At 55.1% G+C, this 23,186-nt stretch carries 20 protein-coding genes; 16 read left to right on the top strand and 4 right to left on the bottom strand.

Annotation, left to right across the window (positions count from 1 at the left end; translation table 11 throughout):
• Window positions 1–3: 3 nt before the first annotated feature.
• On the bottom strand, window positions 4–327 hold the full coding sequence (locus tag ACQE3E_RS16345) for a hypothetical protein (protein WP_313729720.1): 324 nt from the start codon (window positions 325–327) through the stop codon (window positions 4–6).
• Window positions 328–774: 447 nt separating this feature from the next.
• Here ACQE3E_RS16345 and ACQE3E_RS16340 point away from each other — a divergent pair, with 447 nt between their 5' ends.
• The 7 genes from ACQE3E_RS16340 (at window position 775) to ACQE3E_RS16310 (ending at window position 6,364) form a co-directional block, all read left to right on the top strand.
• Entirely contained in the window at window positions 775–2,925 is a 2,151-nt protein-coding gene (locus tag ACQE3E_RS16340; protein WP_427500854.1) for an adenosylcobalamin-dependent ribonucleoside-diphosphate reductase, read from the top strand.
• Window positions 2,926–2,943: 18 nt separating this feature from the next.
• Complete coding sequence (locus tag ACQE3E_RS16335) at window positions 2,944–3,675, top strand: DUF3800 domain-containing protein (protein ID WP_168028912.1); 732 nt, start codon at window positions 2,944–2,946, stop codon at window positions 3,673–3,675.
• Window positions 3,676–3,819: 144 nt separating this feature from the next.
• Window positions 3,820–4,503, top strand: coding sequence for a hypothetical protein (locus ACQE3E_RS16330; RefSeq protein ID WP_064024982.1), 684 nt, complete (start codon window positions 3,820–3,822; stop codon window positions 4,501–4,503).
• A gap of 3 nt (window positions 4,504–4,506) precedes the next feature.
• The gene (locus ACQE3E_RS16325) at window positions 4,507–5,016 is read left to right on the top strand and encodes a DUF4760 domain-containing protein (protein WP_427500853.1); all 510 of its coding nucleotides are present in this window, start codon (window positions 4,507–4,509) and stop codon (window positions 5,014–5,016) included.
• Between the two features lie 18 nt (window positions 5,017–5,034).
• Window positions 5,035–5,283: a hypothetical protein gene (locus ACQE3E_RS16320; protein ID WP_427500852.1), complete on the top strand. Its 249-nt coding sequence runs from the start codon at window positions 5,035–5,037 to the stop codon at window positions 5,281–5,283.
• A gap of 51 nt (window positions 5,284–5,334) precedes the next feature.
• On the top strand, window positions 5,335–5,613 hold the full coding sequence (locus ACQE3E_RS16315; protein ID WP_427500851.1) for a hypothetical protein: 279 nt from the start codon (window positions 5,335–5,337) through the stop codon (window positions 5,611–5,613).
• A 289-nt stretch (window positions 5,614–5,902) separates the two neighbouring features.
• Complete coding sequence (locus ACQE3E_RS16310) at window positions 5,903–6,364, top strand: type II toxin-antitoxin system MqsA family antitoxin (protein WP_427500850.1); 462 nt, start codon at window positions 5,903–5,905, stop codon at window positions 6,362–6,364.
• Between the two features lie 374 nt (window positions 6,365–6,738).
• Here the strand turns inward: ACQE3E_RS16310 and ACQE3E_RS16305 are convergent, their stop codons facing one another.
• The 3 genes from ACQE3E_RS16305 to ACQE3E_RS16295 form a co-directional block, all read right to left on the bottom strand.
• Entirely contained in the window at window positions 6,739–7,386 is a 648-nt protein-coding gene (locus ACQE3E_RS16305; RefSeq protein ID WP_168028906.1) for a hypothetical protein, read from the bottom strand.
• 171 nt (window positions 7,387–7,557) lie between these two features.
• Window positions 7,558–8,670: a phosphatidylinositol-specific phospholipase C gene (locus ACQE3E_RS16300; protein WP_427500849.1), complete on the bottom strand. Its 1,113-nt coding sequence runs from the start codon at window positions 8,668–8,670 to the stop codon at window positions 7,558–7,560.
• Between the two features lie 415 nt (window positions 8,671–9,085).
• The gene (locus ACQE3E_RS16295; protein WP_427500848.1) at window positions 9,086–10,204 is read right to left on the bottom strand and encodes a hypothetical protein; all 1,119 of its coding nucleotides are present in this window, start codon (window positions 10,202–10,204) and stop codon (window positions 9,086–9,088) included.
• Between the two features lie 454 nt (window positions 10,205–10,658).
• Here ACQE3E_RS16295 and ACQE3E_RS16290 point away from each other — a divergent pair, with 454 nt between their 5' ends.
• The 9 genes from ACQE3E_RS16290 (at window position 10,659) to ACQE3E_RS16250 (ending at window position 23,032) form a co-directional block, all read left to right on the top strand.
• Window positions 10,659–12,689, top strand: a complete 2,031-nt coding sequence (locus ACQE3E_RS16290; RefSeq protein WP_427500847.1) for a TonB-dependent receptor — start codon at window positions 10,659–10,661, stop codon at window positions 12,687–12,689.
• 68 nt (window positions 12,690–12,757) lie between these two features.
• Window positions 12,758–13,975 (top strand): zinc metallochaperone GTPase ZigA, encoded by a 1,218-nt coding sequence (gene zigA / locus ACQE3E_RS16285; RefSeq protein WP_427500846.1) that lies wholly within the window; start codon window positions 12,758–12,760, stop codon window positions 13,973–13,975.
• Entirely contained in the window at window positions 13,962–14,195 is a 234-nt protein-coding gene (locus ACQE3E_RS16280; RefSeq protein ID WP_427500845.1) for a hypothetical protein, read from the top strand. Before zigA ends, ACQE3E_RS16280 begins: the two co-directional genes overlap by 14 nt.
• Before the next feature lie 7 nt (window positions 14,196–14,202).
• The gene (locus ACQE3E_RS16275; RefSeq protein WP_427500844.1) at window positions 14,203–14,976 is read left to right on the top strand and encodes a ZIP family metal transporter; all 774 of its coding nucleotides are present in this window, start codon (window positions 14,203–14,205) and stop codon (window positions 14,974–14,976) included.
• A 10-nt stretch (window positions 14,977–14,986) separates the two neighbouring features.
• Window positions 14,987–15,703 (top strand): DUF1826 domain-containing protein, encoded by a 717-nt coding sequence (locus tag ACQE3E_RS16270; RefSeq protein WP_427500843.1) that lies wholly within the window; start codon window positions 14,987–14,989, stop codon window positions 15,701–15,703.
• Between the two features lie 396 nt (window positions 15,704–16,099).
• On the top strand, window positions 16,100–17,749 hold the full coding sequence (locus tag ACQE3E_RS16265; RefSeq protein ID WP_313729732.1) for a formylmethanofuran dehydrogenase subunit A: 1,650 nt from the start codon (window positions 16,100–16,102) through the stop codon (window positions 17,747–17,749).
• 9 nt (window positions 17,750–17,758) lie between these two features.
• Window positions 17,759–18,547: a GTP cyclohydrolase FolE2 gene (gene folE2, locus ACQE3E_RS16260; RefSeq protein ID WP_427500842.1), complete on the top strand. Its 789-nt coding sequence runs from the start codon at window positions 17,759–17,761 to the stop codon at window positions 18,545–18,547.
• Window positions 18,548–18,560: 13 nt separating this feature from the next.
• The gene (locus ACQE3E_RS16255; protein WP_313729734.1) at window positions 18,561–19,553 is read left to right on the top strand and encodes a CobW family GTP-binding protein; all 993 of its coding nucleotides are present in this window, start codon (window positions 18,561–18,563) and stop codon (window positions 19,551–19,553) included.
• A gap of 596 nt (window positions 19,554–20,149) precedes the next feature.
• The gene (locus ACQE3E_RS16250; RefSeq protein ID WP_427500841.1) at window positions 20,150–23,032 is read left to right on the top strand and encodes a COR domain-containing protein; all 2,883 of its coding nucleotides are present in this window, start codon (window positions 20,150–20,152) and stop codon (window positions 23,030–23,032) included.
• The last annotated feature ends 154 nt before the right edge of the window (window positions 23,033–23,186 follow it).

The following is a 23,186-nucleotide window of genomic DNA, read 5'->3' as shown; positions in this document are numbered from 1 at the left end:
GGCTTATTGCCGCCTTAGATTGTGCTTCTTGCGAGCGATCGCCCGATCGGCCTTATTCTGTTGATGCGTCAAGCGGGCGCGTTCCGTATTCGTCACCACGCCGTCGGCCTTGGCATTGGCTTCCTGGCGTTCGATACGGGTTTGTTGATGTTCCAGACGATTGGCTTCGCGGGTGGTCAGCGCGCCGGAGGCTTCGCCTTGTTCGATACGACGTTCTTGATCGATTTGGCGCTGATCGATGCCCGGCGTGCCGGCCACGCCCGGTTGGCAGAACCCGATCGCCGCCAACAGGGCGGTCGTGCTAACAATCTTGGCGATGTTGTTCATCGGTGGTTTTCCTCGTGAGTTGAGTGAGCTCGGCGTATCGGCCGGGCGCCGGCTTGCTTCAAGCCGGCGGGCCCATTTTAGTCGCTACCATTAAACCTTTCTTAACCCTGCCGGCTAACCGGGAAATCGATTCGGTTTCAACTGCGCGCGCTAACTCCTTGAACTGAAAAGGCTGCGCGTTTTTCCTTGGGCGTAGCGTAAAAAGTTCTGCCGGTATCACAATATATTGTGCTAACATTTTTCCAATGGCACTACATGCAGTGGCGCAAGCCCGCACAGTGTCTTCGCTTTAATTCGTAATAAACATCAATATCTTACAAGCACAAACGTCGCCGAGTTCGCCGGTTCGGACACTATCGGTTCGCGGCGGCGCGTTTGTCGGCTTGTGAAACTCGCTCCGACGAGCGGGTTCGTCCAGTAACCATCAGACCAAAAGGGAATCCGCGCATGACCGCAAAACTTTCCGTTGTACCGTCCACCGATACCGATATTCCGCTGCAAAGCGCTTCCCTGGACATCTGGGACAGCAAATATCGTTTGAAAACCAAGGACGGCAAGGCCATCGACGCCAGTATCGACGACACATACAAACGGGTTGCCCGCGCGTTGGCCGATGTCGAGAAAACCAAGGTCTTGCGCGAACAGCATTACAAGGAATTCCTGTGGGCCTTGCGCCAGGGCGCGATTCCGGCCGGGCGGATTGTGTCGAATGCCGGCGCGTTGGAGCACAAGCCCGCTACCTCGACCATCAATTGCACCGTGTCCGGCATCATCGAAGATTCGATGGACGACATTCTGCATAAGGTCCACGAAGCCGGTTTGACCCTGAAAGCCGGCTGTGGCATCGGCTACGAATTCTCGACCTTGCGGCCGCGCGATGCCTACGTGTCCGGCGCCGGCGCCTACACATCCGGACCGCTGTCGTTCATGGACATCTACGACAAGATGTGCTTTACGGTGTCGTCCGCCGGCGGTCGGCGCGGCGCGCAAATGGCGACCTTCGATGTCGCTCACCCGGACGTGGTCGATTTCATCCGCGCCAAGCGCGAGGACGGCCGGCTGCGTCAGTTCAACCTGTCGTTATTGATTACCAGCGAATTCGTCGAAGCGGTCAAAAACAACGGCCCGTGGTCGCTGTCTTTCCCGATTACCGAGCGCGAACAGATCGCCGACCAGTTGGATTTGAACGATGGCGCCAAAGTGATCTGGCGCGATCTGCCCAATAAGAAAGGTTACGTGGTCAACGAGGCCGGTCTGGTGGCCTGCCGGATCAGCAAAGTGATGCCGGCCCGCCGCCTGTGGGACATCATCATGTCCTCGACCTACGATTACGCCGAACCCGGCTTCATCCTGATCGACAAGGTCAACGAGATGAACAACAACTGGTTCTGCGAGCACATCCGCGCCACCAACCCCTGCGGCGAACAACCGCTACCGCCTTACGGCTCCTGCCTGTTGGGCTCGATCAATCTGACCCGCTTCGTCGAGCAGCCGTTCACCGAGCAAGCCCGCTTCAACTGGGACGACTACCGCAAGACCGTGCGCATCTTTACCCGCATGCTGGACAACGTCGTCGAGATCAACGGCCTGCCGCTGCAAAAACAGCGCGACGAAATCACCGGCAAGCGCCGCCACGGCATGGGCTATTTGGGCTTGGGTTCGACGATCACGATGCTGGGTCTGAAATACGGCAACGCCGAGTCGCTGGACTTCACCGAGGAAGTCACCAAAGTCATGGCCGTGGAGGGCTGGAAAACCGGCCTGGAACTGGCGAAGGAAAAAGGCCCGGCGCCGATCATGGAGCAGTTGTTCGAAGTGAGCGGCGAAATGCTGCACAAACGCCCGGAAATGAAAGCCGACGGCTACAAGCTCGGCGACCAGGTGCCCGGCAAGGTGTTGCACGCCAAATACAGCCGCTACATGCAAAAGCTGGCGCAAGTCGAGCCGGAACTGGTGGCGCAACTGGCCGAAACCGGCTGCCGCTTTACCCACCACAGTTCGATCGCGCCGACCGGCACCATCTCGCTGTCTCTGGCCAACAACGCCAGCAACGGCATCGAACCCAGCTTTGCCCACCACTATTCGCGCAACGTGATCCGCGAGGGCAAGAAGTCCAAGGAAAAAATCGACGTGTTCTCGTTCGAATTGCTGGCCTACCGCCACTTGGTCAACCCGGACGCGATGCCCTATAGCGACAATCCCGCGCAACAACTGCCGGACTACTTCATCGCCGCCGACGACATCTCGCCGAAACAGCACGTCGACATTCAGGCCGCCGCGCAACGCTGGATCGACTCGTCGATTTCCAAGACCGCCAACGTGCCGACCGACTACCCCTACGAAGACTTCAAGTCGATCTACGAATACGCCTACGAACAAGGCCTGAAAGGCTGCACCACCTTCCGCTTCAACCCGGAAGTATTCCAGGGCGTGTTGGTGAAAGAGTCCGATCTGGAAAACACCACTTACCAGTTCACCCTGGAAGACGGCCATGTGGTGGAATTCAAAGGCAACGAGGAAGTGGAATACGACGGCGAAATCCACACCGCCGCCAATCTGTTCGATGCGTTGAAGGAAGGCTATTACGGCAAGTTTTGATTCGTCGAACGATTCCAGATGAACGGATCATTTTCTGATTACATCGTATACGTCGATGAAAGCGGTGACCACGGTTTGAATAGTATTGACCCGAGTTATCCGATATTCGTACTGGTGTTTTGTATTTTCAAAAAGCAGGATTATGTTCAAAGTGTGGTGCCGTTGATTCAGGCGTTTAAACTCAAGCATTTCGGCCACGATCAGATAATCTTGCATGAAACAGATATTCGTCGGGATCGCGGCAGTTTTGCTTTCTTGAAAAGTCGGCAGCTTAAATTCGATTTTTTGAACGAATTGACGTTAATCATTCAACAATCGCCGTTTACCTTAATCAGTTCCGTGATCGATAAACAACGTTACCGGCAAAAACATCATATGGTGGAAAACCCTTACCATATCGGCCTGCGTTTTGGATTAGAACGGATTTTTTATTGTTTGCGACAATCGTCTTTGACCCATATCGTCGTGGAACAACGCGGCAAAGTAGAAGACGATGAATTGGAATTGGAGTTTCGGCGTATTTGCGCTGGTGATAACTACTTGCACAAGCCTCTGCCGTTCCAATTGGTGTTCGCCGACAAGAAAAGCAATTCCGCAGGATTGCAATTGGCGGATTTGGTAGCGCGCCCTATCGGGCTGCATTATTTAAGGCCGGAACAAAGCAACAGGGCGTTCGAAATCGTGAACGAAAAATTCTATACCAATAACCGGGGCGATAAACATGGATACGGATTGAAATGCTACCCCTGAAAAACAAAAAGCCCCGATGTAACCACCGAGGCTTTTTGTCGACCGAGTATCCTCAATCCTTGGCGACATTATCTGTTTGGCAACCTGTTTAGTCAAGCTCGGTAACTGACGAATTCAACAGACAAAATTTTAAAGGCAAGCAACATGACCCTACACAAAATCAGCAAAAAAATCGTCGGCTACAAAGTCCTGAGCAAGGACAGCGCCGAAGCGGTTCAACAAGCGGAAGCGGAAAAGCCGTCGCTGGAATCGATGCACGAAAACGTCGAGCGTCCGGAAATGCTGGTCGGCTCCACCTACAAGATCAAGACGCCGCAATCCGAGCACGCCTTGTACATCACGATCAACGACATCATCCTCAACCAGGACACCGCCCACGAAGAGCGCCGGCCTTACGAAATCTTCATCAACTCCAAGAACATGGAGCATTTTCAATGGGTACTGGCGTTGACGCGGGTCATCTCGGCGGTGTTCCGGAAGGGCGGCGACGCTTGTTTCCTGGTCGAAGAGCTGAAAGCGGTGTTCGATCCGCGCGGCGGTTATTTCAAAAAAGGCGGGGTGTTCATGCCGTCCTTGGTCGCTGAAATTGGTCATGCCATCGAGTCGCATCTGAAGCACATCGGCATGATCAAGCCGGAAAAACTCAGCGACCATCACCAGCAGTTGTTGGACGAGAAGCGCCGGGAATTCGAGGCTTTGCATGGTTCCAGCGAGGGGCAGGCGTTTCCGGAAAAGGCCGTGCTGTGTAACAAGTGTTCGACGAAGGCGATGGTGTTGATGGATGGGTGTATGACTTGTTTGAATTGTGGGGAGTCGAAATGCGGATGATCTATGTTTGATACAAATACTGCAACAATATTATCTGCGTGGGGAACCGTTGCATCGGCGGTTGTGGCATTAATTGGTCTTGGTATTTCTTTATTTATACACCAAAATCAAAAGGAGTTAGCAAAACAAATCAATGATAGTCAAATATTATTAACTACAAAAATAAACGATAGCCAACAATTACTTGCGCAACGTCAATTAATTGTTCCACTTTGGGGCTATATAGCGGATTTAAATGAAATTGATCCTCACCAGCCTGTTACACCTGATGTTGTAAAGGCCGTTAATACATTGGAGCTTGTCGCTCTATGCTGCGAGGGCGGGATGATCGATGAAAGAATAATAAAGAGGACATTTAGTGATAATTATATGTCTATGTACAGATCAATTGAGTCTTGTAATAGTATTCCCGGCTTAAGTAAATCTGGAAAACAACTTCTCTTGGAGTCAAAATCTACTAGTTTGTTTTATGAAAAGATAAAGAATGAACATTTGAATAGTAACGTAATTTAATGTACAGGGGGCTTTAAAATGGCAGTAAACACAAAAATTGTTGATCGACTCATTCAAGACTTAATAAAGGAAAAGTCTCCACTTCCATTTAGGCATTATGTTTATGATGAGAATACTGGTGCTAGGTATGAAGTTATTGTAAACAAAGTTGCTCAAAAGCCGCTGCAATTTAATGAATCAAGGCTTACTAAATCAATGACGTATGATTCGGTATTCGGTCCCAAAGGTCAGCCTTGCGGTTGTTGTAACGGTAGCGGTAAATCGTAAAATTGATTTTTTTCTCACAAGTTTTAAATTAAATTTATTTTGGAGTATTCTATGAAAATAAATATGGCTCACCTCCGAGAGCGAGCTACTTCAGGTGGATGGATTGATTTTGCAATATTTGACGCAAGATCAAATTCAGGAAGTGATTCTGATAACAACGTGTTGCTAAATCAACTTACAGTTAAGGCTCGATTAGCTGGATTGAATGTTGATCAATCGGCACTTGCTTATAATCAGAATGGGCGTACCAAGTTTTATGGCTCAAAAAATCTTGTCGATTACTTATCTCGTGGTGGTGTGCCAAGATGGACTCATAAAATAGATGTGTAACGCGATAAGGTGCGCTAAATAGGGCCGTAGGATGTGCTGAACAAAGTGAAGCGCATCGGTCGCGTAATCGGACGCATGATTTAATTGAAATACTTTTTATTTTAATGCCTCGCTATCGCGAGGCTCAATTTAACGCCGGTTCGCGGACCGGCAACCGCGATACTTTCGCTACGAAAACCATCCATGGTTTTCGCCCTGCGGGCCAGCCTATCGGCTGTTCAAATTCGTTCCAGACGAATTTGTGCTTGGCCTCGGCAATTGCTCCTGCATTGCTCTACCTCCTGCATCCATGCAGTCGAAAGAAAAGTATCCAAAAGAAACGACACCCCATGCCGCTTTGATCCTGCGCTCCTGCGGGTTTGTGCGGGGTTTTCGGAAGGGCTTTCCTAGCCCTCCGAAAACGCGCGGCATCCCTGCCGCGCCCCTGTCGGGCAAATCCGCCCAAACCCTCCGGTGCTCGGCGCGGCATCAGGGGAAAAGGGCGTCGCAAACCGATCCGGCTATAAATACTCCTATGATGTGTGTGATCTGTAAATTGGGCATGATGATAGATGATTTTGCCAGCATTACGCTTGAATTTGGCGAGACTATTCTGGTGTTCAAAAATGTGCCTGCCAAAGTTTGTAATAACTGTGGAGAAGAATATTTCGAAGGCAACATCCTTGCTTCGTTGTTCGAACAGGCGAATTCACCGATAAACCAATCGTCGAAAATTCAATTACGACACTTTATTAAAAATGAATTAACGTGATAAGCAGGGTAGGGTGGGCACGGTTTTTGTGCCCACGCGGAATTAAAACGGCAGGATATGGTTTCGCTATCGCTAAGATCAATTGTATGCCGGTTCGCCGACAGGCTGCCGCGATGCTTTATTTCGATTGGCAATCAAGCTTCAGCTTGGTTACATGATATTAGAAGCTTCTGCTTCCGGGTCAAAACAATCAAAGCGGGCGTTTTAAAGGCGTGATTCCCAAACTGGCGTTTGGGAATCGCCGCTCTCTGCGTTTATTGCTCTGAGGTTCGCGTAGAGATGCCTGAATATTCCTTAAAGCATTTCGAGAGAAATCGATCGTAAAAAGTTTACTTCGTTAAGACAGGGTCGGCCTTGTCTAGCAGGCCGCCAGACTAGACAGGATACGCGGTGACACCGCCGGACGTGAAGCCGTTGGCGTCCTGTACCAAAATTTCCCATCCGTGTGCGGCCGTTGTGCTCCGCCGAATGATTGCGCTACCGGCCAGTGCGGGCAATGCTCGGACCAACACCTGATTGCCGTCGGGGTAAACGGGTAAGTTATTCCACGCCGCCTTGGTGGGTTCGTGATAAAAATAAATGCCTTTGGGTCCGCGATCGACCGCGACGATGGTGCAGCCGCCCAAGCCCACCGTGAAGATATATTGAACGGTTCCCGGCACGCTGTTGGCCGGTATGTAACCGAATTTGCTGGCGTCGTTGGTGTCTTCGTTGATGAAGGGTATCCAACCCGCGATTATCGGCGCGCCCTTGCGCGACGTTTGCGCGTACGCACCTTGTGCGCCAAGTATTTTTAAATCGACGACGGCCGGATACTTGGCGATGGGTACTAAGTCGAACTCCAATGGAATCCGGCACTTTCGTTTACTATCGCTAAATTGACTAGCCAAATGTTTGGCATTAATGGTTTCGTTTAAGCTGTCTTTACCATCCATGGTTTTTCCGGCGTTATAACTGTAAATGAGTTTTTGGCCCATATAGGTTGCCGGGTTGAGACGAAATGCCGCGTTATTGCCGTTCATGGAACACCTCGGGTTTGATAGTGGAAAGTCGCTACTTTCATAAAAACACTAGCTGACTTTAATTTTCGGTGGCGAAGCCAAAATATTCATCATAATCAGCTGTTAAAATAAAGCCGCCCCTCGTGTTTTCTCTCGTTGCGGAGAGTCGAGGGGCGATCCGGGTATTATGGGTTAATTGGTTTTTTTCAGAAGCACTTCGTTCATTGCAATAATGTTGTTCACCAAACTTCTACCCGGGAAGTCCATCATGACAATACCCATCCGTTTGGTCAGTTTGAGATTGATATTCAAGTTTTTATACAACTGATTGATGGATTGGTAATTAAGCGCCAAATCCGCCAGGAATTTGCTGCTGAGTTGATTGGTGCCCAGGAAAGCGATGGAGCACAATTTACCCAGGCAGCCGACTCTAGGAAAATCCGGATAGGTATTCGGACTGGTTAGCGTGGTTAAACCGGTCAATAATTGCGCTGCATTGGTTTCATGCGAACTGTGGCCGCTGGCGACAAAATAAGGGAATGAGCCGTTGCCGCCATCCAGGAAGTTAATATAAATTTTATTGGCATCGCCGGTTGAGGCGGCCATGAAATGCGCTTTGACTTGTTCCCATTTGCCGTACAAATCCCAGTTTGTTTTCAATTTGTAATTGTCCTGTACGGTACCTTGCTTGTAGATTTCGGAATAGTTAATTCCAATGGGCGAACCGGAATAATTTTGTAACAATACCGCCTTACCCCGCATTTCACCTAGCGTGGGATTAGTAGTACCTTGCAGATCCAAAAACAGGCCGGGGAACTTGCCGACGATGTAATTGTAGGTATCGGAGAAACTGCGGGTATTATTCACGCCGACAACATCTTCAGTAACTCGCATAATCACGGTCTCGCTGGGATTAGCCGCCAAAAAGTCATCCACAGCGTTCAACACGTCCTGGTAGGTGGCATTTTGGGTAACCCCTGCGCGAGAAATAATTAAATTATCGTTTTTATGCCAGCAGCGTATATCCAGCACGCGGATTCCGGAGTTTAACTGATCGGCGACGCTCATTGATTGGGTTTGTATATCGTCGTCACCGTAACGAGCCATGGAATCGTGTGTCCCCGGCAGCGAAAGTTCGCTGAGTTTTAGCGTGTCCGGCAGATTTTTCATCCACTGCTCGTTATTGTAGACACCGATATAGGCATCGTGAGAATAGGCCGCCGTATCGATACCCGAAAATACGTTGCCGCTGAAGCAAGCAATACCGGCAAATGTTAAAGCAGCGAAAGTGGATTTTAGTTTCATGGTTGGATCCTCATATTGATGTTTTAAAAAAGATATTTAAGTGAAACGATCGATATATGAGGGGGCAAACGCTGTGCCAGTTTGGCGAGATTATTTTAAATAACTGATTTACCTTGGAATAGTTAAGTTCGCTGTTGAACAAAATCGATATTATTGCGGATTTGGGCTACGATATTCAGTAGTGATGACGAAATATCGTAGCTGAGGTCGGTCAGCGAGTGGAATTGAAGCGAATGATTCAGTTCACTCAAAAAGGCGTTGGGCAAAGTCCGGTCGTCACCGAATCGAAATGCTATCGATTGCGGCTAAAGCCCTAACGCGCCCAGCTGCTTCATTCTTCGAGGCGAAGCAGTGGTTTCACGATCGCGCGATCCATTGAGCGATTCGACTTACCGGTATCACCGATGCCCCTGCTTCAGTGCGCGGTCGTGTAATAGGCAATGATTTTGTCGGCGACGGCCTTGGCGCCGGCGTCGCCGGTCAGCACCGCGTAGTAATAGAACGACAGCGCGATGTTCACGTAGGAGATGCCTTTTTCGACGCCGAGAAATTTGTCGCCGCCGGGATAGACCCGGCTATTGCCGTCGGACAGGATTTCGCCGCTGGGCTTGACGCGGGTCTGTTCCCAAGCGATTCCCGAGCTTATCGCATCCCACAGCCTTTGCCTGATCACCACATCCGTCGGATCGGCATTCAGATACAGAATAAACAAACGAAACAAGCTTACGCCCTGATAGCTGCTGTCATAGCCATCCAGTTCCGGCAACACGCCGTTCGGCCATTGGGCGTTCAAGCCCAGTTCGGTAAACGCGATACCGGCATCGATCGCGTCCTGGCGGTTCAGAGCGCGGCCCACCAAATAGAAGCCGGCGCCGTCGTAATACAGGTGATTGGAGAGCGGCGTATCGTAGTCGATTAACAAGTCCTGCTGGGTTAACAGCCAGTCGATCGAGCGGTCCGCCTGTTCCTTGATGATGCCTACCCGGCGACGCAGGTCGGCCGTGTCGGCGCTGGTTTGAAACCAGGCGTTGCCGTCCAGCAAAATCAGCGAGCGGCCAAGCTCGCTGAAGAAGAAGGTCGTCGCGTCGGCGTAGTCTTGAGGATAAGGTATCAGGTTGGCTGGCAACGTCGGCGGCACCACGATCGGAAACGAACCGTCGGGATTTTGATGGCCGAAGGCGTATTCCAGCGCTTTGATGCCGGATTCCAGTACGGCGGCGTTACGCGGATACAAGCCGCGAACGATGGTCCAGGTGACGCCGTCCTGAAAGCGCACCGAAAAATAGCCCGGACGATTTCGCTGCAGCGCGCCTTGCGCATCCGGCACCGCCAGTCCGGCCAGACGATTGATCAGCGTCGCGTTGAAGGATTTGAGCAGCGACCATTCGTTCGTGGAGGGCATGGAGTAAACGCCCACCGGGATAGCCGGATTACTGAGCGCTTGCGTATCCGGCGCGGGATCGCTTGCCGCGATCGCGCAACTAAAAAGCGACGTTGTGGCAAACAGGATGCAAACCAACGGATTTTGGGGCATGTGGTCTCCTTGTCATTGAATGACTTTGGGTTGAATAAAGCGAGGAGCCTGGCCGATGAACGGCGAGTTCGGCTAGCGGTTAGAGTATAGCGGCTTACACCAGGATGGCCGAAAGTCGTCGAACAGTCGCGTTATGAAATGACCGGCGTTGAACCGGACTAAGCATTCGGCAAAGCCTATCCGGTCGGCCCCAGTCGGACGGATGTGTCGGTGTATTGAATCCGCTACTCGCCAGCACCCGCTTTTGAGGGCATCGTGAGCCCGAGCCTGATTTTGCAAAGTGTTTGGGCATCGACCGGCTCGGTTAAACAATGGTCTGTAGCCGTCTACGAAGCACTTCTATGGCGTGACTGGAAGCTCTGATGGCGTTACCTACGAATGCGGGTGTTATATTGTTGCATTCGCATTCGTTATAATATAACATTTTTGCCGACTCCCTTTTCCTGTTCCACCGATGAATAAAACTGCTTTTTTCTTGTTGATGCTGCCCGCGAGTTTGCTTCACGCGGAAACCCAAACCGACATCTCGCTGGACGAGGTTATTGTCACCGCGCCGTTGCCGGTGACAAAAGCCGAGGCCGGATCGCCGGTCACTGTGCTTAGCGACGACGAGTTGAGGATGAAAACCGGCCACAGCATAGGGGATACCTTGAAAAACGAACTGGGCATTTCCAGTCAGTCTTTCGGCCCCGGCGTCGGCACGCCGGTGATACGCGGCCAAGCCGGCCCAAGGGTCAGGGTGTTAAGCAACGGCATTGGCAGCAACGACGTGTCGGCGATCAGTCCGGACCACGCTACCAGCGTCGAGCCGCTGTTGGCCGAGCGCATCGAAGTGTTGCGCGGCCCGGCAACGCTGTTGTACGGCAGCGGTGCGATGGGCGGCGTGGTCAATGTGATCGACAACCGGATTCCCGGCAAGGCCTTCGACAAAGCCTTGAACGCGGCGCTGGAGCAACGCTTCGACTCGACCAGCGACGAAACCAGCACCACGATGAAAGTCGAAGGCAGCAAGGATCACATTGCCTATCACTTGGACGGCTTTTATCGGCATCGCAATAATCTGGACATCGGCGGCAGCGGCATCGATACCGCCAAGGTGGCGATCACCGATCCTTCATTGGAAGTCGTGGACAACCCGAGCGGCTATTTGAACAACACCGGTGCCGAGGCGATCAGCGGTTCGGCCGGCTTGTCCTGGGTCGGCGACAACGGCTTCGCCGGCGCGTCGATCAACAACTTGAACAATAGCTACGGCATTGCCCCGGACGGCACCGGCACGGAAACGGTGCGCATCGCGATGCGCCAGAACAAATACGATTTCAAGAGCGAACTGACTAATCCGCTACCGTTCGCGAAAACCTTGCGCACCCGGCTGGGCTACACCGATTACCAACACACCGAAATCGCCAACGGTGAACCCGGCGCCTTCTTCACCAACAAAAGCTACGAAGGCCGCGTCGAACTCAACCATCAAGACATCGGCCCGTTGCGCGGCGCGGTCGGCTTTCAAGCTCAGGTCAGCGATTTCAACGCCGTCGAGAAACTGACCGGCGCCAGCATCGTACCGCGCTCGGACACCTATAGCTATGGTGTGTTCGGCGTCGAGGCCTTCGATTTGGGCCCGGTCACCTACCAACTCGGCACCCGTGTCGAGCAAACCGACATACATCCTGACGGCTTCGCCCCATTAAGTTACACGCCGGTTAGCGCCTCGGTGTCGGCACTGTGGAAGCTGGACAGCCGCAACAGTCTGAATTTGGCAATCACCCGCTCGTCGCGGGCGCCCAATGTCCAGGAACTGCTGGCCAACGGCTATCACGACGCCACCCGCAGCTTCGAACTGGGCAGCTTGAGCTTGAAGGAAGAAACCGCTTATAACCTGGACCTGGGCTACCGTTTTAAAAGCGACTGGCTGCGCGCGGAGTTGGATTTGTTCCACAACTGGGCCGGCGATTACATTTACCAGCACCGCACCGGCGCCTTCGTCGACGAAGAGGGCAACCCTTGCGCCGTGGACTGTAAACCGGTGGTGCAAAGCAGCCAGCAAGACGCCATTTTCAAAGGCTACGAGGCCAAGCTGATTTTCCCGGTCGTCGAAAATCACCTGGGTTTGGTGGAGCTGACCTTGTTCAGCGATTACACCCGGGGCGAATTCAAAACCGGTGGCGACGTGCCGCGCATGCCGCCACTACGCTACGGGCTGCAACTGGACTACAACAAAGACAAGGTCTCCAGCTACCTGCGCCTGACCCGCGCCGACGATCAGACCCACGTCGGCGAGTTCGAGACTTCGACGGCCGGCTATTACTTGCTGAACGCTGGCGTCAACTACCAAATCAAAGCCGCCGGCGACGCCAAGCTGTTGGTATTCGCCAAGGGCAACAACTTGCTCGATCAAAACATCCGCAACGCCACGTCGTATTTGCGCAATTTCGCGCCGGAGGCCGGTCGCGGCGCGGAAGTCGGATTTAGACTGAGCTATTAATAAGCAAGGGCGCCGCGATTCGCTGGCGCCCTTTTTTTGGACTGCAATTGTTATAGTATAACATCGGCATGACTACACTAATTCCATCCAAGCTGCCCGTCACGGTCTTGTCCGGCTTTCTCGGCGCCGGTAAAACCACACTACTCAACCATATTCTCGGTAACCGGGAAAACCGGCGAGTGGCGGTGATCGTCAACGACATGAGCGAGGTAAATATCGACGCCGCGCTGGTCAAGAACGAGGTGCAACTGAATCGCGGCCAGGAAAAGCTGGTCGAAATGAGCAACGGGTGTATTTGCTGCACCCTGCGAGAGGACTTGCTGATCGAGGTCGGCAAACTGGCCAAGGACGGCCGCTTTGATTATTTGGTGATCGAGTCCACCGGCATTGCCGAACCGCTGCCGATTGCAGAGACCTTCACCTTTCGCGACGACAGCGGCATCAGCCTGTCCGACATCGCCAAGCTGGATACGCTGGTGACCGTGGTCGATGCCGTGAATTTCCTGCGCCAATACCAGGAAGCCTTGAGTTTGAAGGAAGCCGGCGAAGCCTTGGGCGAAGACGACGAGCGCAATGTCGCCGACCTGCTGGTCGACCAGATCGAATTCGCCAACGTCATTTTGATTTCCAAGATCGACTTGATCGCCGGCGACGAAATCGCCAATCTGCAAGCGATTTTGCGCAGTCTGAATCCCGATGCCGAAATCGTGTCGATGGTCATGGGCCAAGTCGATCTCGGTAAGGTGCTGGACACCGGTCTGTTCGACTTCGAAAAAGCCGAGCAAGCGCCGGGCTGGCTGAAGGAGTTGCGCGGCGAGCACGTTCCGGAGACCGAGGAGTACGGCATCTCCAGCTTCGTTTACCGCGCTCGCCGGCCGTTTCATACCGAGCGCTTTTACCGCCACTTGCACGAAGGCGAATGGGATAACGGCACCTTGCTGCGTTCCAAGGGCTTTTTCTGGTTGGCTTCGCGCCCAGAATACGCCGGCAACTGGTCGCAAGCCGGCGGCATCATGCGGCATGGCTTGGCCGGGCGCTGGTGGGCCTCGGCACCCAAGGAGCAATGGCCGGCCGAGTATCTGGACGACATCCGCGAACAATGGGTCGAGCCCTACGGCGATTGCCGCCAGGAACTGGTCTTCATCGGTCAGAACGTGGATGCCGAAAAGCTCCGTCGCGAACTGGACGCTTGCCTGCTGACCGACGCCGAATTGGCGGCGGGGCCGGATGCGTGGCGCAAACTCCGGGACGATTTCCCACGGTGGTTTAGCGATGGCGGACACTGATGGCTTTCCGCCGTTGACCGGTGGCGAACTGCCGTCGATGCTCGGAGTCGTGCTGCGCTTGCGCGACCAAGCCTCGCGGCGAGACACCTTGATCTCCGCCTATCCGCCGATACTGGGTTGCACTGTCGCAGGGGTGCTGTTTCACGCGCCGTCCAGGCGTGTTGCCGACTTTATCGAGCACCCGCACCGCCAACACTTTTCGTTTCCACACCGGGGGTAGCGCCGCCATGAATACTTATTTAGCCACCATCGCCGCCAGTCTCGCGGTCAGCCTGTGCTCGCTATCCAGCGCGTTTGCATTGTGGCTACCGGCGGCAAGTTTGAAGCGCATCGTGCCGTTCCTGGTGGCACTGGCGGTCGGGGTTTTACTGGGCGACGCCTTCATTCACTTGATTCCGGACGCGGTCGCCCGCCAAGGTTCGGTGAGTAAGGTGTGCATGACCGCTTTGATCGGTGTGTTCGGTTTTTTCGTGTTGGAAAAGCTGGTGCGTTGGCGCCACGATCATAACGTCGACACCCGGCCTGCCGGTAGCGAAATCCTGCCGTTGGCAAAAATGAATTTGATCGGCGACGCCATCCACAACTTCGTCGACGGCATTCTGATCGCCGGCAGTTTCCTGGCCGATCCGGCGCTGGGCCTGACCACCACGCTAGCCATTATCGCCCACGAAGTACCTCAGGAACTCGGCGATGTCGGCGCATTGCTGCGCGGCGGTTATGCGCCGAAGCAGGCGGTGCTATACAACTTTTATTGCTCGCTGAGCGTCGTGCCCGGCGCCTTGTTTACCTTGCTGCTCAGTCAGGTCGCCGCATCGTCCTTGGTCGTGTTGTTGCCGATCGCCGCCGGCGGTTTCATTTACATCGCCGCTTCCGACCTGATCCCTGTACTGCACGAACGTTCGACCTTGCGCCATCTCGGCGGCCAAAGCGCGTCGTTCGCGCTCGGGATTGCCTTCATGCAAGGTATCGTCGTTTTCGAACAATCCCTGTTAGCCCACTAAGGAGTGATCCATGTTTGCCCGCGCACCTTTCGCTCAAACGGTCGGCTCGCCACGGGTACCGCCCAACAGCTTTCAACCGCTGGAGCGACGCCCCGCGACCAAAACCGTGATGTCCGATCGATTTGCCGATTTGGCCAGAATCTACGAGGAGGACGTCAATCTGTGTTTGATCGATCGACCGTTACCGCTCGAGATCGAAGGCTTCGTCTACGCCGCGCTCAGCAACAAGACCAGAATCGAAATCAGCCAGGCTGTCGATCCCAGCCGTTACGACTTCGGGGCCATTTGGCCGCAAGTTGCCGCTCTGGACGGCTTCCAGGCTTGGCTGGACGACGTGGTCTGGTTGACCTCGGCGTTTTGCGAATTGTTCGGCCAGCGCGAAGCCGGCCTCCGCTTGCGGACTCTGGATAACGCGATGTGCCCGCGTTTTCACGTCGATAGGGTGCCGGCGCGGATGATTTGCAGTTATGGCGGCATCGGCACCGAATGGCTGCCGGAATACGCGGTCGATCGCGACAAACTGGGCATGGGTGGGTGCGGCGTACCGGATCAAGTATCCGGGTTGATCGCCGACGCCACCGCGATTCGGCAAATGCCGGCTTACGCGGTCGGTTTGATGAAGGGCGAGCACTGGGAAGGCAATGAAGGCCGAGGTTTGGTCCACCGTTCGCCAACCCCAACCGCGGTCCAGCCGCGGCGGCTGTTGTTGACCTTGGATATGTTGTGAGCCGCCGGGGCGTTGCCGCTCGCTTTCCGGCCTATCGTCGTCGAAGGTTGCGGCTCGAACGGCGCCAATCACCATCGACCAAGCGGAGCCAATCTCCGGTGGCTGAGCGGAATCCATTGCCGTTGGCCAAGCGGAGCCAATCTCCGTTGGCAGTGCGGAGTCTATGGTTGTTGGTCAAGCGGAGCCAATCTCCGTTGGCTGTGCGGAGTCTATGGTCGTTGACCAAGCGGAGCCAATCTCCGTTGGCTGTGCGGAGTCTATGGTTGTTGATCAAGCGGAGCCAATCTCCGGTGGCTGAGCGGAGTCGAAGCCAGCCGTGTTTGGCTATACCCGGCTTTCGGCCATTGATTCGTTGGGAATCTCAAGCTTGGTACGCGGTGAGTACCCTACCATCTTATGTTGATTAAGCTCCACAACGGCGCCATTTACGACCCGGCGCAAAATCTGCACGGCCAAATCGGCGACCTGTTCATCCGCGACGGCATCATCGTCGCCGACCCTGGTCCGAACGCGCGTTTCGATGCGATTTACGACGCCACCGGCCAGATCGTCATGGCCGGCGCCATCGACATTCACAGCCACATCGCCGGCGGCAACGTCAACACCGCCAGACTGTTACTGCCGGAGCAGCACCGCAACCGGATGGTGCGGCGGCTCAATCATCCGTTTTCCACTGCCAAATGGTCCAGTACCGACATCGGCTATCGCTACGCCCGGATGGGCTACACCTGCGTGGCCGAACCGGCCATGCTACCGGTCGGCGCGCTGGACGTGCATCTGCAAATGGCCGACATCCCAATCATCGACACCGCCGCGCTGGCGATACTCGGCAACGACGATCTGCTGTTGCGGCTGATGCGTGCCAAGGCCGGCCAAAATCAAATCAACGATTACGTGGCCTGGACTTTAAATGCCACTAGGGCTTTGGGATTGAAAGTCATCAATGCCGGCGGCGCCAACGCCTTCAAAAGCAACGTCCGCCAGTTCGATCTGGACGACATCGTGCCCGATTACGGCGTCAGTTCCCGACAAATTCTGCAAACCCTGCAACGCGCCGCCTGCGAATTGGGCGTACCGCATCCGGTACACGTGCACTGCAACAATCTGGGCACGCCCGGCAACGTCGAAACCGCCGTCGCCACGATGGAGGCCGCGCAAGGCCTGCCCATGCATCTGGCCCATATTCAGTTTTACGCTTACGGAGCGGAAGGCGCCAAGGGCTTTTCGTCGGCGGCCGCGCGATTATTGGAAGCCTTCAACCGCCATCCCAATATCACGATGGATGTCGGCCAAGTCCTGTTCGGCCAAACCGTGACGATCTCCGGCGACGTGATCGCCCAATACAGCCGCCACGCCGATGCCAGCCCGAGCAAATACGTGATGTGGGACGCCGAGAACGAAGGCTCGGGCGGCGTGGTGCCGTATCGTTACCGCGAAGCCAGTTTCGTCAACACTTTGCAATGGGCGATCGGCCTGGAATTGTTCTTACTGGCCGACGCGCCGGAACGTTTGTTCTTCACCACCGACCACCCCAACGGCGCGCCGTTCACCGCCTACCCGGAATTAATCCGCCTGTTGATGGACGCCGATTACCGGCGGGAATGCATGGCGCACCTGAACCAGGAGGCCCTGGCCCTGACTTTGTTGCCGAGTCTGAAACGCGAATTGACGCTGACCGAAATCGCGACGATGACCCGCTCCGCCGCCGCCAAGTTGCTGGGCCTAAACGACCGCGGCAACCTGGCACCGGGGGCGGTCGCCGACATCGCCGTCTACAATCCGGGCCAAATTGCTGGCGCTCGTCCCGACTACCGGGCCATGTTCGCCGATGCCGCATTGGTGTTCAAAAACGGTCGAGTGGTGGTCAAGGACGGCGTGGTGGTCGACCGCCCGGAGGGGCAAGCGCAGGCCGTCTCGCCGGATTACGACGCCGGCATCGCCCGCACCGTCAAGCAGCATTTCGACCGCTTCTACAGCCTGAAACTCGATCAATACGCGGTCAACGACGGCGATTTCGGCGAGCGGCCACGTTTTCATTACCTGTAAACCAAACCCATGACGCCCATCGAAGACATCCAAGCCCGCGCCGACAATCGCCGCATTGCCATCGACAAAGTCGGCATCAAGGACATTCTGCATCCGGTGCGGGTTCAGGACAAAAGCGTCGGCGAACAACGCACCGTGGCTCGCTTCGCGATGTACGTGAATCTGCCTCACGACTTCAAGGGCACTCACATGTCGCGCTTCGTCGAAATCCTCAATAGCCACGACCGGGAAATCAGCATCGCCTCGTTTCCGGCCATGCTCCGCGAAATGCTGGACCGGCTGGAAGCCGAATCCGGCTATATCGACATGCGCTTTCCGTACTTTATCGAGAAAGCCGCGCCGATCAGCGGCGTGCGCAGCCTGCTGGATTACCAGGTCGGTTTCATCGGCGAAATCGATGCTGCCGGCTGCCGCACCAAGGTACAAGTCGTGGTGCCGGTCACCAGCTTGTGCCCGTGCTCCAAGGAAATTTCCGAGCGCGGCGCCCACAACCAGCGCTCCCACGTGACGGTCACGGTGGCGACCGACAGCTTTATTTGGGTGGAAGATCTGATTGCATTGGTCGAAACCGAAGCCTCGTCGCCGATCTACGGCCTGCTGAAGCGCCCGGACGAAAAATACGTCACCGAATACGCCTACGACCACCCGAAATTCGTCGAGGACATGGTTCGAGACGTGGCGGCCCGCCTCGACGCCGAAGCACGTATCAGCGCCTACACCGTGGAATCGGAAAACTTCGAATCGATCCACAACCACTCGGCTTACGCGTTGATCGAGCGTCGCAAGCCGCGGCTCTAATCCCGGAGGCCTCATGCAAACCAAGTTGACACACAGCGACCGGATACCGGTCACGATCCTGACCGGTTTCCTCGGCGCCGGCAAAACCACGTTGCTCAACCGCATCCTCACCGAACACCACGGCCGGCGCATCGCGGTCATCGAAAACGAGTTCGGCGAGGCCGGCATCGACAACGAGTTGCTGGTGCAAGCCGACGAACAAATCGTCACGATGAACAACGGCTGTATTTGCTGCACGGTGCGCGGCGACTTGGTACGCATTCTCGGCGAATTGTCCGAGCGCCGGGAAAGCGGCGAGCTGTATTTCGAGCGAGTCGTCATCGAAACCACCGGTCTGGCCGATCCGGCGCCGGTGGCCCAAACCTTTTTCATCGATCAGGATATCGCCGAAAACTACAAGTTGGACGCCATCGTCACCGTCGTCGATGCCGCGCACGCCCATCAACAATTGGCGGAACACCACGAAGCCCAGGAACAAGTCGGCTTCGCCGACCGAATCTTGCTGTCCAAAACCGACTTGGTCGCAGCCGAAATCGCCGCCGACCTGGAAAGCCGGCTAAGGGCGATGAATCCCAGGGCACCGATCAAGCGCGTACATTTCGGCGAAACCGAGTTGAGCAACATTCTGGACATCGACGGCTTCAAACTGGACGACATCCTGAATATCGAGCCGGATTTCTTGGAAGACCTCAGCCACGAACACGATGACGACATCACTTCCTTCGTGTTCGAAACCGACCGCGCGCTGGACGCCGCGCGGATTCTGGCCTTTCTCGACATCATGGTCCGCGATCACGGTAACGACCTGCTGCGCTACAAAGGCATATTGCACATCGCCGGCTGCGACAAGAAAGTCATCTATCAAGGTGTACACATGCTGCTGACCGAAAGCTTCGGCAATCCCTGGCCCGCCGGCGAAACCCGCGCCTCGCGGCTGGTATTCATAGGCCGCAACCTGCCCAGGCAAGAGATGTTGGAAGCACTGGCCTCCTGCCAAGTCGCCTGAGCGGGCACAACCGGGAGTGCAAACCTAGGTTTGTACTCCGGCGTTTGGACACCGCTGATTGGGCATCTGCATCGCCGTCTTGCTTGCCGCTACCCGCCGTTAGGCAATATCGACGGCTCGTTCGGCGACGGAACAAGCCGGTTTGGAATTTCAAGTTTTGAGCGTTCAGCGGTTGCAATGACTGGCGATCGGCCGCCGCCGTCCAGCCGGAACTTTCCGCATGGTTACCGGCGGTAATGGATTGGTTAGACCTGACAAATACAGTAGCCGGGCGTCAGGGTCGGATATGCGGAGCACCGCTGATTGGAGTACAAACCTAGGTTTGTACTCCGACGTTTGATGGCCTCGGCAAGCCGCCGGGGGGTAAGGTTCTCCGGTTTTGGGACCGGGCGGCGGTCTTAAAGTCACGGGCTTATCGAAACGTCGGCTGTCGCGGCGAAAGTCCCACTGCGCGAGCGTTGCGGTTCCGGAACGAAGCGGTTGCGCGCTTTCGCCGAAATTGCGGTCTGTCTGGATTAGATCATCCTCGTCTGAGTAGACAAACCCCATTGCCTTCCGTGTTAGATTATCGGGACCGATGTCAAAGGAACCGCCTCATGTCCGAACAAGCCTTGAAGCGAATTGTTGAAAACAAGTTGACGAAAAATCCAAAGCTGGATTTGAGCGGATGTGGTTTAACCCAGTTGCCGGACCAGCTTGAAGAATGCACTTGGCTGCAGTCGTTAAATCTAAGTTTTAATTCCGAGCTTGCCGACTTTACCCTGCTGGCTGGCCTGATCCAGTTGCAGCAACTTGACTGCTTCAAGACCCAAATCAGCGATTTGACGCCGCTGGCGGGCCTGATCCAGTTGCAGAAACTTTATTGCTTTGAGACCCAAATCAGCGATCTGACGCCGCTGGCGGGCCTGATCCAGTTGCAGCAACTTTATTGCTTTGAGACCCAAATCAGCGATTTGACGCCGCTGGCGGGCCTGATCCAGTTGCAGCGACTTTACTGCTCAGGGACCCAAATCAGCGATCTGACGCCGTTGGCAGGCTTGATCCAGCTACGGCAACTTGGCTGCTCAAGGACCCAAATCAGCGATTTGACGCCACTTGCTGGCCTGATCCAGTTGCAGCAACTTGATTGCTCAGGGACCCAAATCAGCGATCTGACGCCGTTGGCAGGCTTGATCCAGCTACGGCAACTTGGCTGCTCAAGGACCCAAATCAGCGATTTGACGCCACTTGCTGGCCTGATCCAGTTGCAGCAACTTGATTGCTCCGCGACCCAAATCGACGATTTGACCCCTTTGACCGGCTTAAATAATTTAAAAATGCTGAATGCCGGTTTTACTGAAATTACGGATCTTTGGCCATTTCTTGGCCTTATTCAAAATCGAATAGATGTATCTTGGAATTCTGACGAATTTTATCGGAATGATTCCGTTATCTGTATCCACGATTGCCCGCTAGTCTGCCCACCGGCTGAAATCGCTCGCGACTCGCCGCAGGCGGTGCGCGATTATTTCGAGGAATTGGGCGAGGACGGCGCGCGGCTCAACGAGGTTAAGGTGATCTTTCTCGGCGAGGCTTCGGCCGGTAAGACCTCGCTGGTCAAGCGGCTGATGAACGAGCCGTTCGACGACCATGAAAGCCAGACCCACGGCATCCGCATCCGCCAGGCCAACTTCGAAATGAGCGACGGCGAGCAAGTCGCCGCGCATTTGTGGGATTTCGGCGGCCAGGAAGTGATGCACGCCACCCACCAGTTTTTTCTGTCGCAGCGCAGCATCTACGTGCTGCTGCTGAACAGCCGCAACGACGACCAGGCCGAAAAATGGCTGAAGCACGCCGACAGTTTCGGCGGCCGTTCGCCGGTGTTGGTGGTGTTGAACAAGATCGACGAGAACCCGTCGTTCGAAGTCGAACGTAAAAGCCTCCAGGAAAAATATCCGCGCATTCGAGGCTTTTACCGGCTTTCCTGCGCCGAGGCCGAACATCCTGGCTTTATCGAGTTTCGCGAGGCTTTGCGCCGGCAAATCGAAGCCGCCGACACCCGCCGCACGCCGTTTCCGACCCATTGGCTGGCAGTTAAACAGCACTTTGTACAGAAGCAGCAAGAATACGACTACATCGAATCCGACGCTTACCGCCGGGTTTGCGAAGAACTCGGCGTCACCCGCCCGTTGAGCCAGGACGTGCTGCTGCAGTTTCTGCACGACCTGGGCGTATTGATCAATTTCCGCAACCTGCAGAATTTCGACACGCAAATCCTCAATCCGCTTTGGCTGACTAACGGCGTTTACCGGATCGTCAATTCCGCGCTGGTCGCCGACCGGGGCGGCGTGCTGCGGGAAGCGGACTTCGACGCGGTGATTAACGATCCGCGCTACAAACAGCACAACACCGGCGAGCGCGAATTCGTGTATCCCAAAGCCAAATTGCTGTACATCGTGCGGGTGATGCAGGAATTCGAGCTGTGCTTCCCAACCGGTCCCGGCGATTTCATCGTGCCGCAATTATTGCCGGCCAGCGCGCCGGAATTTCAGGCCGACGGCGCGCTGCTGCGTTTTGTCGTGCACTTTCCCAGCTTTTTGCCGAACAGCGTATTTCCGCGGCTGATGGTGAAACTGCACGCGTTCATTCGCGGCGGCGAGCGCTGGCGCACCGGCATGGTGTTGCACAAACCTTCGGTGTTCGATGCGCTGGCCAGAGTGCGTTGGGACAAGGAAGACCAAAAGCTGCTGATCGATATTTGCGGTGACGAGCGGCGGCGCTTGCTAAGTTTTATCCGGGAAACCATCAAGGAAATCGTCGCCGACTTTAGCGGTTTGGCTTTCGAAGAATGGGTGCCGGTGCCGGGTTGCGGCGCGTACAAAGATTACGAAGAATTGGTCGAAGCGGAAAAAGCCGGCGAAACGAGCATTTTCGTCAAGGAATTGAAAACCCGCGTTGCGATCGCCGATCTGCTGGACGGCGTCGAGGAAGCGGCGATGCGCGATGAGGATCTGCAACTGCCGGTCAAAGCCTTCGTTTCGTACTCGCACAAAGATTTGGCCTTTGTCAAAGCCCTGCAAAACGCCTTGTCGCCGCTGGTGCGCCTGCAAAAGCTCAGCCTGTGGCACGACCGCGACATCGACGCCGGCGCGGAATGGCGGCCGGAGATTTTGCAGCAACTGGCCCAGGCCGACATCGTGCTATGTCTGGTCAGCCCCGACTTCGTGGCATCGGATTTTTGCTACTTGCAGGAATTCGAAGCGGCCTTGGCCGCGCACCGGCGCGGCGAGCAATTCGTCATGCCGATCCGCTTACGGGAAACCGACTGGCAAGGCTTACCGTTGGAGGAACTCCAAGGAGCGCCGGAGGAATGGATCGGCAACGCCGCCAATCCGGACCAAGCTTGGTGCCAGGTGTCCGAACGGTTGCGGCCGGTCATAGACAAAGCCAGGGAGCGGAAACGGCGCAAATTGCGGGAAGAGGCGGAGCGGTTACGTTGACGATGCGCGCCGGGGCCAGACCGCCAAAACGGCCAGACTTGCGATTTACGGCGGTTAAAGTGTACTTCGCGCCAATTTAACCGCGCGGATTGACTTTTTTGCGGTTCCCGGTGGCGAAATAAATGCGAATTACGCCGTCGGAAACGTTCACCAT

Source organism: Methylomonas sp. MED-D, from assembly GCF_050276835.1.
Taxonomy (GTDB): Bacteria; Pseudomonadota; Gammaproteobacteria; order Methylococcales; family Methylomonadaceae; genus Methylomonas; species Methylomonas koyamae_A.
This window is presented reverse-complemented; position numbering and strand designations above follow the sequence as displayed.